This window comes from Streptomyces sp. NPDC031445, assembly GCF_055581365.1.
Window position 1 is genome coordinate 126,695 of sequence record NZ_JBVIJO010000004.1, and the last position, 13,233, is coordinate 139,927.

Genomic DNA, 13,233 nt, shown 5'->3' on the forward strand with positions numbered 1-13,233 from the left:
GGGCGTGGGGGACGGGTGCGTGTGCCGCGTGGGAGGGGAAGCGGCAGGGCACCGTCCGGCAGCGCGCTGTCGTGAGCGCCGGTCGGCACCGGGTCGGCAGGCCGGTGGTGCAGGCGGGTCCGGGTCCGTCGGCGGTCTGCTGTCGGTCGGCGTGGCCGCCGTCGGACCGTCTCGTAGTCTTGGGGCCGTGCAGGTACTCCACGACGCCCCCCTTGCCCCGCTGACCACCTTCCGGCTGGGTGGTCCCGCGACGCGGCTGGTGACCGCCGCCACCGACGCCGAGGTGATCGCCGCCGTCCGCGAGGCGGACGACAGCGGCACCCCGCTGCTGGTCATCGGCGGCGGATCGAACCTGGTCATCGGCGACAAGGGCTTCGACGGCACCGCGCTGCGCATCGCCACGCGCGGGGTCGAGCTGCGCGGCACCAGCTTGGAGCTGGCGGCCGGCGAGGTGTGGACCGACGCCGTCGCCCGCACCGTGGAGGCCGGGCTCGCCGGGATCGAGTGCCTGGCCGGCATCCCCGGATCCGCGGGCGCCACGCCGATCCAGAACGTGGGCGCCTACGGCCAGGAGGTCTCCTCGACGATCACCGAGGTGATCGCCTACGACCGGCGGGCCGGCGAGACCGTCGCGCTGACGAACGAGGAGTGCGCCTTCTCCTACCGCCACAGCCGCTTCAAGGACGACCCCGAGCGCTACGTCGTGCTCCGGGTCCGCTTCGAGCTGGAGGACGCGGGCGGGCTGTCCGCGCCGGTCAGGTACGCCGAGGCCGCCCGTGCGCTCGGTGTGGAGCCGGGGGACCGGGTGCCGCTGGCCGACGCCCGGGAGGCCGTGCTGAAGCTGCGCGCCGGCAAGGGCATGGTCCTCGACCCCGAGGACCACGACACCTGGTCGGCCGGTTCCTTCTTCACCAACCCGATCCTCAGCGACGAGCAGTTCGCCGCGTTCCACGCGCGCGTGCGCGCACGGCTGGGCGAGGGCGTCGAGCCGCCCGCCTACCCGGCGGGGGAGGGCCGTACGAAGACGTCCGCGGCCTGGCTGATCGACAAGGCGGGCTTCACCAAGGGGTACGGCAGCGGCCCCGCCCGCATCTCCACCAAGCACACCCTCGCGCTCACCAACCGGGGCGGTGCCACCACGGAGGACCTGCTCGCCCTGGCCCGCGAGGTGATCGCCGGCGTCCGTGAGGCGTTCGGCGTCACCCTCGTCAACGAGCCGGTGACCGTCGGCGTCAGCGTCTAGGAGCGGTTCCGGGAGCCGTCGGTGGCGGGCCGCGCCGCTCAGTAGGCCACCCCGACCCCCTGCTTCAGGGTCTCCCCGGCGTCGATCATCGCAAGCATGGCGTGCGCGACGTCCGCGCGCCCGATGAAGCGTCCCCGGGGCGGGAAGCCGCCGACGACGGTGCGGTAGCGGCCGGTCAGCGGCTTGTCCTGGAGCCGGGGCGGCCGTACGGACGTCCAGTCCGTGCCGCTGCGGGCCAACTCCGCCTCCATCGCCCGCAGGTCGGCGTAGACGTCCTTGAGGACCGCCGACACCAGGCGCCGCACCCCTCGGTCCAGGGGGCCGTCGTGCGCCGGAGCCGGGCCGACCGGCGCGGCGCTCACCACCAGCAGCCGGCGCACCCCCTCCGCCTCCATGGCGTCCAGCACCGTACGGGTCAGCCGGGTGGCCACCCCGGCGTCCTTGCGGCTGCGCGCGCCCAGGCCCGACAGCACGGCGTCGCGGCCCCGTACGGCGGGCCGCAGCTCCTCGGAGCCGCTCAGGCCGCTGCGCACGACCTCCAGACGGTCGCCGGTGACGGCGAGCCGGGCCGGGTCCCGTACCACGGCGGTGACCTCGTGACCGGCGGCCAGGGCCTGGCGGACCAGTTCCCGGCCGATCCCTCCCGTGGCGCCGAAGACAGTGAGCTTCATGGTGACGTCCGGCTCCCTGGTCCGCCGACTGGTTGGTAAGTGTTCACTCACCCTTGTGGCCTCTAGGGTGGGTAGGCACTCACCCACTCGTCAAGTCCTGATCGGAGCCCCATGGAGACGAAGCCGGCGCGTGTCCGCATCCTCGACGCGGCGCACGAGCTGATGCTCACCGTCGGACTCGCCCGCGCCACCACCAAGGAGATCGCCCGCGCGGCCGGCTGCTCCGAAGCGGCCCTCTACAAGTACTTCGACAGCAAGGAGGAGCTGTTCGTACGGGTCCTCACCGAGCGCCTGCCCCGCCTCACCCCGCTGCTCGGCGGCCTCGCCGCCGAACCGGGCCGGGGCACGCTCGCCGGGAACCTCACCGAGATCGCCCGCCAGGCCGCCCTCTTCTACGAGCAGAGCTTCCCGATCGCCGCCTCCCTCTACGCCGAGACCCAGCTCAAGCGCCGCCACGACGAGGCGCTGCGCGCGATCGGCTCCGGCCCGCACCTGCCCATCCAGGGCCTGGACGCCTACCTCCGCGCCGAGCAGGCGGCCGGCCGGGTCCGTGCCGACGCCGACACCTACGCCGCCGCCTCCCTCCTCCTCGGCGCCTGCGCCCAGCGCGCGTTCGCCTACGACGCCACCGAGACCGGCGCCCGCCCTCCCGTGGACGAGTTCGCCACCCGCATCGCCCGCACCCTGGCGGGCGGAATCTCCGTCGCGGACGCGCCGGGCGACCCGCGGCCCTGACGTCATGAGGCACCGCTCGACCGGCTCGCCGGGCTGTTCGCCTTCGCCGTCCGCTCCCCGCACACGATCGTCCACGTGCCGCTGCGCGACGGCGTCCCGCCCGACCAGGGCGCCGGCGAACCGGTCGGCCTGCTCCTCGTCCACGAAAGCCCCGGCCTGCGCCGCCGGCTGCGGCAGGGCACCCCGCTGACCGTCCGCACCGACGAGGCCCGCACCGCGGCACGCCACGCGCGCGCGTGCCCTCTTCCTCTTCCTTCGTCTTCGGTCACCGGGAGGTCTTCGCCAGGACCGCGTCCGCGAGGAGCGCATGGCATACCTGGGATCGTTCCCGCCCCTGGCCGATCCGCCCGGCGGCGGGCACCCCGCCGAGATGACGGTCTGCTTCAAGCCCTGTCCGCCGTACGCCCGCCTCAGGCCGCCGGGCGCGCCAGCCAGTCGTCCACGCCGGCCAGCAGCCGCTTCCTGACCTCCTCCGGGGCGGCCGAACCGCGCACCGACTGCCGGGCCAGCTCCGCCAGTTCCGCGTCCGTGAAGCCGTGGGAGTGGCGGGCGATCTCGTACTGGGCGGCCAGCCGGGACCCGAACAGCAGCGGGTCGTCGGCGCCCAGCGCCATCGGGACGCCCGCCTCGAAGAGCGTGCGCAGCGGCACGTCCTCCGCCTTCTCGTACACGCCGAGCGCCACGTTCGACGCCGGGCACACCTCGCAGGTCACGCCCCGGTCGGCCAGCCGCTTCAGCAGCCGGGGGTTCTCCGCCGCCCGCACCCCGTGCCCGATCCGCGTGGCGTCCAGGTCGTCCAGGCAGTCCCGGACCGACGCCGGGCCGGCCAGCTCGCCGCCGTGCGGGGCCGACAGCAGACCGCCCTCGCGCGCGATGTGGAAGGCCCGGTCGAAGTCCCGCGCCATGCCCCGCCGCTCGTCGTTGGAGAGCCCGAAGCCGACCACGCCCCGGTCCGCGTAGCGCACCGCCAGCCGGGCCAGGGTGCGCGCGTCCAGCGGGTGCTTCATCCGGTTCGCGGCCACCAGCACCCGCATGCCGAGCCCGGTCTCCCGCGAGGTCGTGTCCACCGCGTCCAGGATGATCTCCAGGGCCGGGATCAGACCGCCCAGCCGGGGCGCGTACGACGTCGGGTCCACCTGGATCTCCAGCCAGCCCGAGCCGTCCCGCAGGTCCTCCTCGGCGGCCTCCCGGACCAGGCGCTGGATGTCCTCCGGCTCGCGCAGGCAAGAGCGCGCGGCGTCGTACAGCCGCTGGAAACGGAACCAGCCCCGCTCGTCCGTGGCCCGCAGTCTCGGCGGTTCCCCGCTGGTCAGCGCCTCCGTCAGCGCGTCGGGCAGGCGGACACCGTACTTGTCGGCGAGTTCCAGGACGGTGCCCGGCCGCATCGAGCCGGTGAAGTGCAGGTGCAGATGGGCTTTCGGCAGCTCAGAGAGATCACGTACACGCTCCATTCCCAGATCCTGCCGTATGTCCCCGCTGTCCCGGTAGCCGTTTCCCCTCACGTGGTCTTGCTCGCACAAAGGAACGGGGGCACCTCCGGAGATCCGGAAGTGCCCCTGTCCAGAAATGGACGACAAGTGGACGACTCAGTCCCTGGCCTCCGCCAGCAGCTTCTGGACGCGGCTCACGCCCTCGACGAGGTCCTCGTCACCGAGCGCGTACGACAGCCGCAGGTAGCCCGGCGTGCCGAACGCCTCGCCCGGGACGACCGCGACCTCGGCCTCCTCCAGGATCAGCGCGGCCAGCTCGACGGTGTCCTGCGGGCGCTTGCCGCGGATCTCCTTGCCGAGCAGCGCCTTGACCGACGGGTAGGCGTAGAAGGCGCCCTCGGGCTCCGGGCAGACCACGCCGTCGATCTCGTTGAGCATCCGCACGATGGTCTTGCGACGCCGGTCGAAGGCCTCGCGCATCGTCGCCACGGCGTCGAGGTCACCGGAGACGGCGGCCAGCGCGGCCACCTGGGCGACGTTGGAGACGTTCGAGGTGGCGTGCGACTGGAGGTTCGTCGCGGCCTTGACCACGTCCTTCGGGCCGATGACCCAGCCCACGCGCCAGCCGGTCATGGCGTACGTCTTCGCCACACCGTTGACCACGATGCACTTGTCGCGCAGCTCGGGGAAGAGCCCCGGCAGGGACACGGCGGCGGCCTCGCCGTAGACCAGGTGCTCGTAGATCTCGTCGGTGAGCACCCACAGGCCGTGCTCCACGGCCCAGCGGCCGATCGCCTCGGTCTCGGCCTCGGAGTACACCGCGCCGGTCGGGTTGGACGGGGAGACGAACAGCACGACCTTCGTCTTCTCCGTGCGCGCCTCCTCCAGCTGCTCGACCGAGACCCGGTAACCGGTGGTCTCGTCGGCGACGACCTCGACCGGGACGCCGCCGGCCAGGCGGATCGACTCCGGGTAGGTCGTCCAGTACGGTGCCGGGACGATGACCTCGTCGCCCGGGTCGAGGATCGCGGCGAACGCCTCGTAGATGGCCTGCTTGCCGCCGTTGGTGACGAGGATCTGCGAGACGTCGGGCTCCCAGCCGGAGTCGCGCAGCGTCTTCGCCGCGATGGCGGCCTTCAGCTCCGGCAGGCCGCCGGCCGGGGTGTACCGGTGGTACTTGGGGTTCTTGCAGGCCTCGACGGCCGCCTCGACGATGTAGTCCGGGGTCGGGAAGTCGGGCTCCCCGGCGCCGAAGCCGATCACCGGACGCCCGGCGGCCTTCAGGGCCTTCGCCTTGGCGTCCACGGCGAGGGTGGCGGACTCGGAGATCGCGCCGACTCGGGCGGAGACCCGGCGCTCGGTGGGAGGGGTTGCAGCGCTCATGCGGCCCATCGTTCCAGACCGGAAATGAGCCCGGCACACGGGTTTCACAGACTGAACAGGAAGGGTCGAGGCGTGAACACGGGTCCGAATCCGGGCCCCGGCCAGGACGATCTCTGGCCGCGCGTCCCCGAACGGGCACTTTCTGTTCGACGCCGCGCCCCGGACCACGTACACTCTCACCTCGTTGGCCTTCAGCAGCCGCCGCCGGGCCGGTGCACACCGGGCACCCGGTCGGATGCGGTACGTTGGGGGACACACAAAGGGTCGTAGCTCAATTGGTAGAGCACCGGTCTCCAAAACCGGCGGTTGGGGGTTCAAGTCCCTCCGGCCCTGCTACACACACCGCCAGGATGTGTGCGCATGTACGTACTGCAATGCACCGCCGTGCGGCTCAGAAACCGGGCGCGGCACGGCCACGACCCGGGATCAGGTGAGGACTATGACGGACGCCGTGGGCTCCATCGACACGCCTGACGCCCAGGACGAGGTGTCCGAGTCCAAGAAGAGGGCTCGCAAGGGCGGCAAGCGCGCCAAGAAGGGCCCGCTCAAGCGGTTGGCCACCTTCTACCGCCAGATCATCGCGGAGCTCCGCAAGGTCGTCTGGCCCTCGCGCAACCAGCTGACCTCGTACACCACCGTGGTGATCTTCTTCGTCGCCATCATGATCGCCCTGGTGACCGTGATTGACTATGGGCTCAACCACGCGGCCAAGTACGTCTTCGGCTGAGCCAAGAGCGAAGGGCGCCGTGGTACCGGCGCCCGTTTTCGCATGTTCCACCCCTATGTATCCAGGAAGAAGCAGCCATCGTGTCTGACCCGAACCTGAACGACGACGCCACCGAGCCCCGAGGGCTGGCTGCCGAGACGGTGGACGACGAGCTCGACATCGTCGAGGGCGCGGACGAGCAGGACGAGTTCGAGGCTGCCGAGGCCGAGGCGGGTGAGCCGGCCGAGGAGGCCGCCCTGCACGCCGAGGACGAGGACGAAGAGGCCGAGGCCGACGAGGAGGCCGCCGTCGCGGAGGCCGCCGAGGAGGAGCCCGCCGCTCCGGTGGACCCGGTCGAGGCCCTGCGCGAGGAACTGCGCACCCTGCCCGGCGAGTGGTACGTCATCCACACCTACGCCGGTTACGAGAACCGCGTGAAGACCAACCTGGAGCAGCGCGCCGTCTCGCTGAACGTCGAGGACTACATCTTCCAGGCCGAGGTGCCGCAGGAAGAGGTCGTCCAGATCAAGAACGGCGACCGCAAGACGATCAAGCAGAACAAGCTGCCGGGTTACGTCCTGGTCCGCATGGACCTGACGAACGAGTCCTGGGGCGTCGTCCGCAACACCCCGGGCGTCACCGGCTTCGTCGGCAACGCCTACGACCCGTACCCGCTGACCCTCGACGAGATCGTCAAGATGCTCGCCCCGGAGGCCGAGGAGAAGGCCGCCCGCGAGGCCGCCGAGGCCGAGGGCAAGCCCGCCCCGCAGCGCAAGGTCGAGGTCCAGGTGCTGGACTTCGAGGTCGGCGACTCGGTCACCGTCACCGACGGCCCGTTCGCCACGCTGCAGGCGACCATCAACGAGATCAACCCCGACTCGAAGAAGGTCAAGGGCCTGGTGGAGATCTTCGGCCGCGAGACGCCGGTCGAGCTCTCCTTCGACCAGATCCAGAAGAACTAGAACTTTCTGGACGTACCGCTTCCGTGCAGGTCAGGCGGGCTGAACCAGCCCGCCTGACCTGCACGGTTTTTAGCCGCGCATCTATACCCGTTATCGTTGTGCGGTATGCCTGCATCCGGGTGGTCCCCGGAGGCGGGCAGGACCCGAACCGAAAGGACCCGGAGAGCTATGCCTCCCAAGAAGAAGAAGGTCACGGGGCTCATCAAGCTCCAGATCCAGGCCGGCGCCGCCAACCCGGCTCCGCCGGTCGGCCCGGCGCTGGGTCAGCACGGCGTCAACATCATGGAGTTCTGCAAGGCCTACAACGCCGCGACCGAGTCGCAGCGCGGTTGGGTCATCCCGGTGGAGATCACGGTCTACGAGGACCGCTCCTTCACCTTCATCACCAAGACGCCGCCGGCCGCGAAGATGATCCTCAAGGCCGCGGGCATCGAGAAGGGCTCCGGCGAGCCGCACAAGACCAAGGTCGCCAAGATCACCGAGGCGCAGGTCCGCGAGATCGCCCAGACCAAGATGCCCGACCTGAACGCGAACGACCTGGACGCCGCCGCGAAGATCATCGCCGGTACCGCGCGTTCCATGGGCGTCACGGTCGAGGGCTGACCCCACCCCCCCAAGCAGTCATGCGGCCGTAGCCGGTCGCACGTGGCAGGGCCTGCTCGGCCCAGGGACCACGACTCCTTCAGAACACACAGGAGCAAGTTGTGAGCAAGCGCAGCAAGGCTCTCCGCGCTGCGGACGCCAAGGTCGACCGGGAGAAGCTGTACGCCCCGCTCGAGGCCGTCCGTCTGGCCAAGGAGACCTCCACGACCAAGTTCGACTCCACCGTCGAGGTCGCCTTCCGTCTGGGTGTCGACCCGCGCAAGGCCGACCAGATGGTCCGTGGCACCGTGAACCTTCCGCACGGCACCGGCAAGACCGCCCGGGTCCTGGTCTTCGCGACCGGTGACCGTGCTGCGGCCGCGGAGGCCGCCGGCGCCGACATCGTCGGCTCCGACGAACTGATCGACGAGGTGGCGAAGGGCCGTCTGGACTTCGACGCCGTCGTCGCCACCCCGGACCTCATGGGCAAGGTCGGCCGCCTCGGCCGCGTCCTCGGCCCGCGTGGTCTGATGCCGAACCCGAAGACCGGCACCGTCACCCCCGACGTCGCCAAGGCCGTCACCGACATCAAGGGCGGCAAGATCGAGTTCCGCGTCGACAAGCACTCGAACCTGCACTTCATCATCGGCAAGGCGTCCTTCGACGACACCAAGCTGGTGGAGAACTACGGCGCCGCGCTGGAGGAGATCCTCCGTCTGAAGCCGTCCGCCGCCAAGGGTCGCTACATCAAGAAGGCCGCGGTCAGCACCACCATGGGCCCCGGCATCCCGGTCGACCCGAACCGCACCCGTAACCTCCTCGTCGAGGAGGACCCGGCCGCCGTCTGAGCCCTCGGCTCAGTCCGGTAGCCGCGTCAGGTACGCGTAAAGAAAAAGGGCGGGCCCTGGAACCTCGAAGGTTCCGGGCCCGTCCTTTCTTTGTGCGACTTTTCGCACGACTGTCAGTGGCCTGGCATACGGTGCGGGCACAGGACACGCATTAGGGGTGGGAGTACATGATGAGCACGATCGTGCGCCGGGCGGCCCTTGCCGCAGCCGTGGTGGCCGCGCTGACCGGAGTGGCCGCGTGCGGCTCCTCCGACTCCGGCAAGGACGGCGGTGAGAAGGCGGCCGGCAAGACCGCGACGCACGTCAGCCCCATCGCCGCCCTGCGCTCCGCGGAGAAGTCCACCGACAAGGCCGACTCCGCCAAGGTGCGCTCCACCACGTCCATCGGCGACCTCATGTCGATGACCGCGAACGGCGCCCTCACCTGGGGCGACGGCCTCAAGGGCAACCTCACCATCACGTACACCGGCGGCCAGATGGCCGAGCTGATGAAGAAGGCCGGCACGCAGTCGATGGAGGCCCGGTACCTGCCGGACGCCTACTACGCCCACATGAGCGACGCGTACGCCCAGCAGGCGGGTGGCGGCAAGCACTGGATCAAGTACTCCTACGACGACCTCGCCAAGCTCGGCGGCGCCTCCGGTTCGTACATGAAGGACCAGATACAGAACGCCACGCCGAACCAGTCCGTGAAGATGCTGCTGGCCTCCGGCGACGTCAAGAAGGTCGGCGAGGAGACGGTCTCCGGCGTCCACACCACCCACTACTCGGGCACGCTGAACGTCGCCGACCTCGCGGGCAAGACCAGCAACCTCGGTGCCGAGCAGCTGTCGGCCCTGAAGAAGCAGCTCAGCCAGGCCGGCGTCACCACCGACAAGGTCGACATCTGGATCAACGACCAGGACCTGCTGGTGAAGAAGACCGAGAAGGCGGACACGGCCAACGGCGCCATGACCAACACGTCCTTCTACACCGACTACGGCGTGAAGGTCACCGCCGAGGCGCCCCCGGCCGGCGACACCAAGGACTTCGCGGACATGATGAAGTCCGGCGGCACGCTGACGGGCGGCACCGGCGCGACGTCCTGACCCGACGCCTCCGCGAGGCCCCCGGCCCCCCGGAGGGCCTCCAGCCCCCGCGCAGGCCGGCCTCCTACCCGGACGGCCGGGGCCAGGGAACACTCGACGGCCTCCCGGCAGAGGCCCCGCTCGCCCCGGCTGGGGGCTGCGGCCAGGCGGCGCTCGTCCTGGCCATGGCTTCCCGGCGGAGGCCCGCTCGCCAGGGCCGGGGTCGCGGCTGGGGCTCGCTCGCCCAAGCCGCGGCCTCCCGTTGTGGGGCCGGCGTGCTCGCGCAGGGGCCGCCTGGCTGAGGCTTGCTGGTCCGGGCCGGGGTGCGGCTACGGGTCGCTCGTCCAAGCCGCAGCCTCCCGTTGTGGGGCCTGTCCGCTCGGGCCGTGGCCTTTTGGCTGAGGTCTGCACGTCCGGGCCGGGGTTGCGGCTGGGGCTCGCTCGCCCAAGCCGCGGCCTCCCGCTGTGGGGCCGGCGTGCTCGCGCAGGGGCCGCCTGGCTGAGGCGTGCTTGTCCGGGCCGGGGGTGCGGCTACGGGTCGCTCGTCCAAGCCGCAGCCTCCCGCTGTGGGGACTGCCCGCTCGGGCCGTGGCCTTTTGGCTGAGGTCTGCACGTCCGGGCCGGGGCTGTCGGCGCGGCTAGCTGGTCCGGGCCGTGGTTTCCCGTTGCGTGACCTGCGCGCTCGGGCCATGGCCCTCCGCATGGGTCCGCTCACCCGGGGCAGTGCTGCGGCCAGGGGTCACTTGCCCGAGCCGGGGCTTGCGTCACGGCCTGCTTGCTCGGGCCACGGTCTTCCGTCCTTGGCCCGCTCGTCCGGGCCGGGGCTGTCGGCGCGGCTGGCTGGTCCGAGCCACGGCCTCCCGTCGCGCGGTCTCCCCGCACGCGCCGTGGCTCCCGGCAGGAGCCCGCTCGTCCGGGCCGGGGCTGCGGCAGCGGCAGCTCGTCCGAGCCACAGCCTCTGTTGCGCGGCCGGCCCGCTCGCGCGGGCCGGGGCTGCCGTCACCGGTGGCTTGCCCGAGCCTCGACCTCCCGTCGAGTGGCCTGTCCGCGCGCGTCATGACCTCTCAGCCTTGGCCCCCTCGCCCGAGCCGGAGGCTGCGGTCACGGGTCGCTTGTCCCAGCCCGGGCTCCCGTCACGGCCAGCTCGCCCGAGCCACGGCCTGCCGCGCTTGACCCGTTCGCTCGGGCCGGGTCTGCGGCCACGGATAGCTCGTCCGAGCCATGGCCTTCCGTCGCGGTGGCCCGCCCGTACCCACCACGATCTCCCGCAGGGGCCCGCACGGCCGGTCACGGCCTCCCGTCACAGCGCGCCCGCACACGCCGTGGCCTCCCGGCAGAGGTCCCCTCGCCCCGACCAGGTCTGCCGTCACAGCCCGCCCTGCCGGGGCCTGTCCGCTCGCGCCGCGGCCTCTCGCAGAGGCCTGCATCGTCAGTCCGAGTCACAGCCCGCCGTCGCAGCCCGTCCCCGCAGGGACGCGCTCGACCGAGCCAAGGCTTCCCGTCACCGCTCGCCCCCGCAATAGCCCGTTCGCGTCGTGGCCCCTCGCAGAGGCTTGCCCGGGCCAGAGGCCGCCGGCACGCATAGCCGGTCCGGGGCACGGCCCGCCGTCACAGTCCGCCCCCGCAAACGCCCGCCCACCCGAGCCAAGGGCCGCCGTCACAGCCCGCCCCCGCAAACGCCCGCCCGCCCCGTCCGAGCCAAGGCTTCCCGTGAAAGCCTGGCCCTACGCGTCGCAACCCCCGGAGGGACCCGTTCGCGGAGCCCGTTGCCCCGGGTGGAGCGGTCGTAAACGGTCGATTTGCTCGGAGGAGGCCGTGTCCCGTACTCTCTCCGAGAAGCCAAAGACCGCTGGTCGTTGCCGCACGCTCGAACGAGGGTGCGGTGGCCGAAGGATCCGCTGAAAAGTGGGCGACCCGCGCAGGTGACAGTGGAAGAACTCCCGGAGTGCGCGCGCCGAGCGCGTGTGCGGCCGGTCGAGTCCGCCCCGTGCACCTGCGCCGGGGCGTTTCGTTTTACCCAGTCCTCCTTCGGGTCCGCGCGGTCCGAATCACCCGGAAGGAGGCCGAGGCTCTATGGCGAGGCCCGACAAGGCTGCCGCGGTTGCTGAGCTGACGGACAAGTTCCGCAGCTCCAACGCCGCCGTGCTGACCGAGTACCGCGGTCTCACCGTGGCGCAGCTCAAGACGCTGCGCCGGTCGCTCGGTGAGAACGCCCAGTACGCCGTGGTGAAGAACACGCTGACCAAGATTGCGGCCAACGAGGCCGGGATCACGCTGGACGACCAGCTCTTCGCTGGTCCGACGGCCGTCGCCTTCGTCACCGGTGACCCGGTGGAGTCGGCGAAGGGTCTCCGTGACTTCGCCAAGGACAACCCCAATCTCGTCATCAAGGGCGGTGTCCTTGACGGCAAGGCGCTGTCCGCCGACGAGATCAAGAAGCTTGCGGACCTCGAGTCCCGCGAGGTTCTGCTCAGCAAGCTGGCCGGTGCCTTCAAGGCGAAGCAGTCCCAGGCTGCCTCCGTCTTCCAGGCGCTGCCGTCGAAGCTCGTCCGCACCGTGGACGCGCTGCGCGCCAAGCAGGCCGAGCAGGGCGGTGCCGAGTAATTCGGCTCGCTTTCTGACCCGCGCCGACGGCGCGGGTCGCAGCGGGCCGACGTACGCCCGCCTTACCCAGTACATCCGGCACCTGCCGATTTGAGTGGAAGGACCGCCATCATGGCGAAGCTCAGCCAGGAAGACCTGCTCGCCCAGTTCGAGGAGATGACCCTCATCGAGCTCTCCGAGTTCGTGAAGGCCTTCGAGGACAAGTTCGACGTCACCGCCGCCGCTGCCGCGCCGGTCGTCGTCGCCGGTGGTGCCGCTGGTGGCGCCGCCGCCGAGGCCGAGGAGGAGAAGGACGAGTTCGACGTCATCCTCACCGGCGCCGGCGAGAAGAAGATCCAGGTCATCAAGGTCGTGCGTGAGCTGACCTCCCTGGGTCTGAAGGAGGCCAAGGACCTCGTCGACGGCACCCCGAAGCCGGTCCTCGAGAAGGTCAACAAGGAGCAGGCCGACAAGGCCGCCGAGGCCCTCAAGGGCGCCGGCGCGTCCGTCGAGGTCAAGTAAGACCTTCGCGACCGCCGAAACGGCCCCGTAGGGCTGTAACGCGAACGCACCGAAGGGCGATCATCCATCCGGGTGGTCGCCCTTCGGCGTTCCCCGGGGTCCGGCTGGGCTGCCTTGCACCTCTGTTCGTGAGGGGTAAGGTGATCTTCGTCGTGTCTCCCGATGCCCCGGTATCGGCAAGGAACCCTTGACGAACCGCACGCAGCGCGCAATTCTCAGGACGCGTCGTCACAAGGATCCGAATCCGAGGCATGGATCGGCGACGAAGAGGGCAGTATCAACGTGCGTTGAGGGCAGGCATGCCGAGGGCGTTGAAGAGGGCGTTGAGGGCAACGAGGGTCTTCGAAAACCCGCACTGGACATCAGTGTGCCAAGTGGCTACACTGACCCTTTGCGCTGCCTGTTAGCTGTCCCCTGCCCGTCACCAGGGGTCTGCCCTCACTTGAGCACAGTCGACCGAAGCCCCCTTGACCTGGGATTTCCGTCTCTGTGTACGGGAGA

The 13,233-nt window shown here is 70.9% G+C and carries 12 protein-coding genes and 1 tRNA gene; 10 read left to right on the top strand and 3 right to left on the bottom strand.

The features are described 5' to 3' along the window. The first annotated feature begins 187 nt into the window (after positions 1 to 187). Complete coding sequence (locus ACZ5DC_RS13315; protein ID WP_468652276.1) at positions 188 to 1,243, top strand: UDP-N-acetylmuramate dehydrogenase; 1,056 nt, start codon at positions 188 to 190, stop codon at positions 1,241 to 1,243. 38 nt (positions 1,244 to 1,281) lie between these two features. On the opposite strand, the gene ACZ5DC_RS13320 is transcribed toward ACZ5DC_RS13315, so the two are convergent. Further along, positions 1,282 to 1,914, bottom strand: coding sequence for an NAD(P)-dependent oxidoreductase (locus tag ACZ5DC_RS13320; RefSeq protein WP_468652278.1), 633 nt, complete (start codon positions 1,912 to 1,914; stop codon positions 1,282 to 1,284). 111 nt (positions 1,915 to 2,025) lie between these two features. Between ACZ5DC_RS13320 and ACZ5DC_RS13325 the strand changes: the two genes are divergently transcribed. Beyond that, the gene (locus ACZ5DC_RS13325; RefSeq protein ID WP_366748549.1) at positions 2,026 to 2,649 is read left to right on the top strand and encodes a TetR/AcrR family transcriptional regulator; all 624 of its coding nucleotides are present in this window, start codon (positions 2,026 to 2,028) and stop codon (positions 2,647 to 2,649) included. A gap of 410 nt (positions 2,650 to 3,059) precedes the next feature. On the opposite strand, the gene ACZ5DC_RS13330 is transcribed toward ACZ5DC_RS13325, so the two are convergent. Together ACZ5DC_RS13330 and ACZ5DC_RS13335 are read right to left on the bottom strand one after the other, a co-directional pair. Further along, the gene (locus tag ACZ5DC_RS13330; protein WP_468652281.1) at positions 3,060 to 4,100 is read right to left on the bottom strand and encodes an adenosine deaminase; all 1,041 of its coding nucleotides are present in this window, start codon (positions 4,098 to 4,100) and stop codon (positions 3,060 to 3,062) included. A gap of 135 nt (positions 4,101 to 4,235) precedes the next feature. Next, positions 4,236 to 5,462 (bottom strand): pyridoxal phosphate-dependent aminotransferase, encoded by a 1,227-nt coding sequence (locus ACZ5DC_RS13335; protein WP_468652283.1) that lies wholly within the window; start codon positions 5,460 to 5,462, stop codon positions 4,236 to 4,238. Between the two features lie 260 nt (positions 5,463 to 5,722). Between ACZ5DC_RS13335 and ACZ5DC_RS13340 the strand changes: the two genes are divergently transcribed. The 8 genes from ACZ5DC_RS13340 to rplL all read left to right on the top strand — a co-directional run bounded on the left by ACZ5DC_RS13340 (position 5,723) and on the right by rplL (position 12,732). After that, positions 5,723 to 5,795 (top strand) — tRNA-Trp (locus ACZ5DC_RS13340). Positions 5,796 to 5,901: 106 nt separating this feature from the next. After that, positions 5,902 to 6,189 (top strand): preprotein translocase subunit SecE, encoded by a 288-nt coding sequence (gene secE, locus ACZ5DC_RS13345; RefSeq protein WP_014674349.1) that lies wholly within the window; start codon positions 5,902 to 5,904, stop codon positions 6,187 to 6,189. Positions 6,190 to 6,269: 80 nt separating this feature from the next. Further along, a complete protein-coding gene (gene nusG / locus ACZ5DC_RS13350; protein WP_132786967.1) occupies positions 6,270 to 7,130 on the top strand; it encodes a transcription termination/antitermination protein NusG in 861 nt (286 codons plus the stop codon). A gap of 168 nt (positions 7,131 to 7,298) precedes the next feature. Continuing rightward, a complete protein-coding gene (gene rplK / locus ACZ5DC_RS13355; RefSeq protein WP_030345386.1) occupies positions 7,299 to 7,733 on the top strand; it encodes a 50S ribosomal protein L11 in 435 nt (144 codons plus the stop codon). A gap of 101 nt (positions 7,734 to 7,834) precedes the next feature. Further along, positions 7,835 to 8,560 carry a 50S ribosomal protein L1 gene (rplA, locus tag ACZ5DC_RS13360; protein WP_366748553.1) on the top strand — a complete coding sequence of 242 codons (726 nt, stop codon included), beginning with the start codon at positions 7,835 to 7,837 and terminating at the stop codon, positions 8,558 to 8,560. 167 nt (positions 8,561 to 8,727) lie between these two features. Then, positions 8,728 to 9,648 carry an SCO4651 family lipoprotein gene (locus tag ACZ5DC_RS13365; protein ID WP_468652286.1) on the top strand — a complete coding sequence of 307 codons (921 nt, stop codon included), beginning with the start codon at positions 8,728 to 8,730 and terminating at the stop codon, positions 9,646 to 9,648. A 2,052-nt stretch (positions 9,649 to 11,700) separates the two neighbouring features. After that, positions 11,701 to 12,231 carry a 50S ribosomal protein L10 gene (rplJ, locus tag ACZ5DC_RS13370; protein WP_030641169.1) on the top strand — a complete coding sequence of 177 codons (531 nt, stop codon included), beginning with the start codon at positions 11,701 to 11,703 and terminating at the stop codon, positions 12,229 to 12,231. 111 nt (positions 12,232 to 12,342) lie between these two features. Beyond that, on the top strand, positions 12,343 to 12,732 hold the full coding sequence (rplL, locus tag ACZ5DC_RS13375) for a 50S ribosomal protein L7/L12 (RefSeq protein WP_467392524.1): 390 nt from the start codon (positions 12,343 to 12,345) through the stop codon (positions 12,730 to 12,732). Positions 12,733 to 13,233 lie beyond the last annotated feature (501 nt).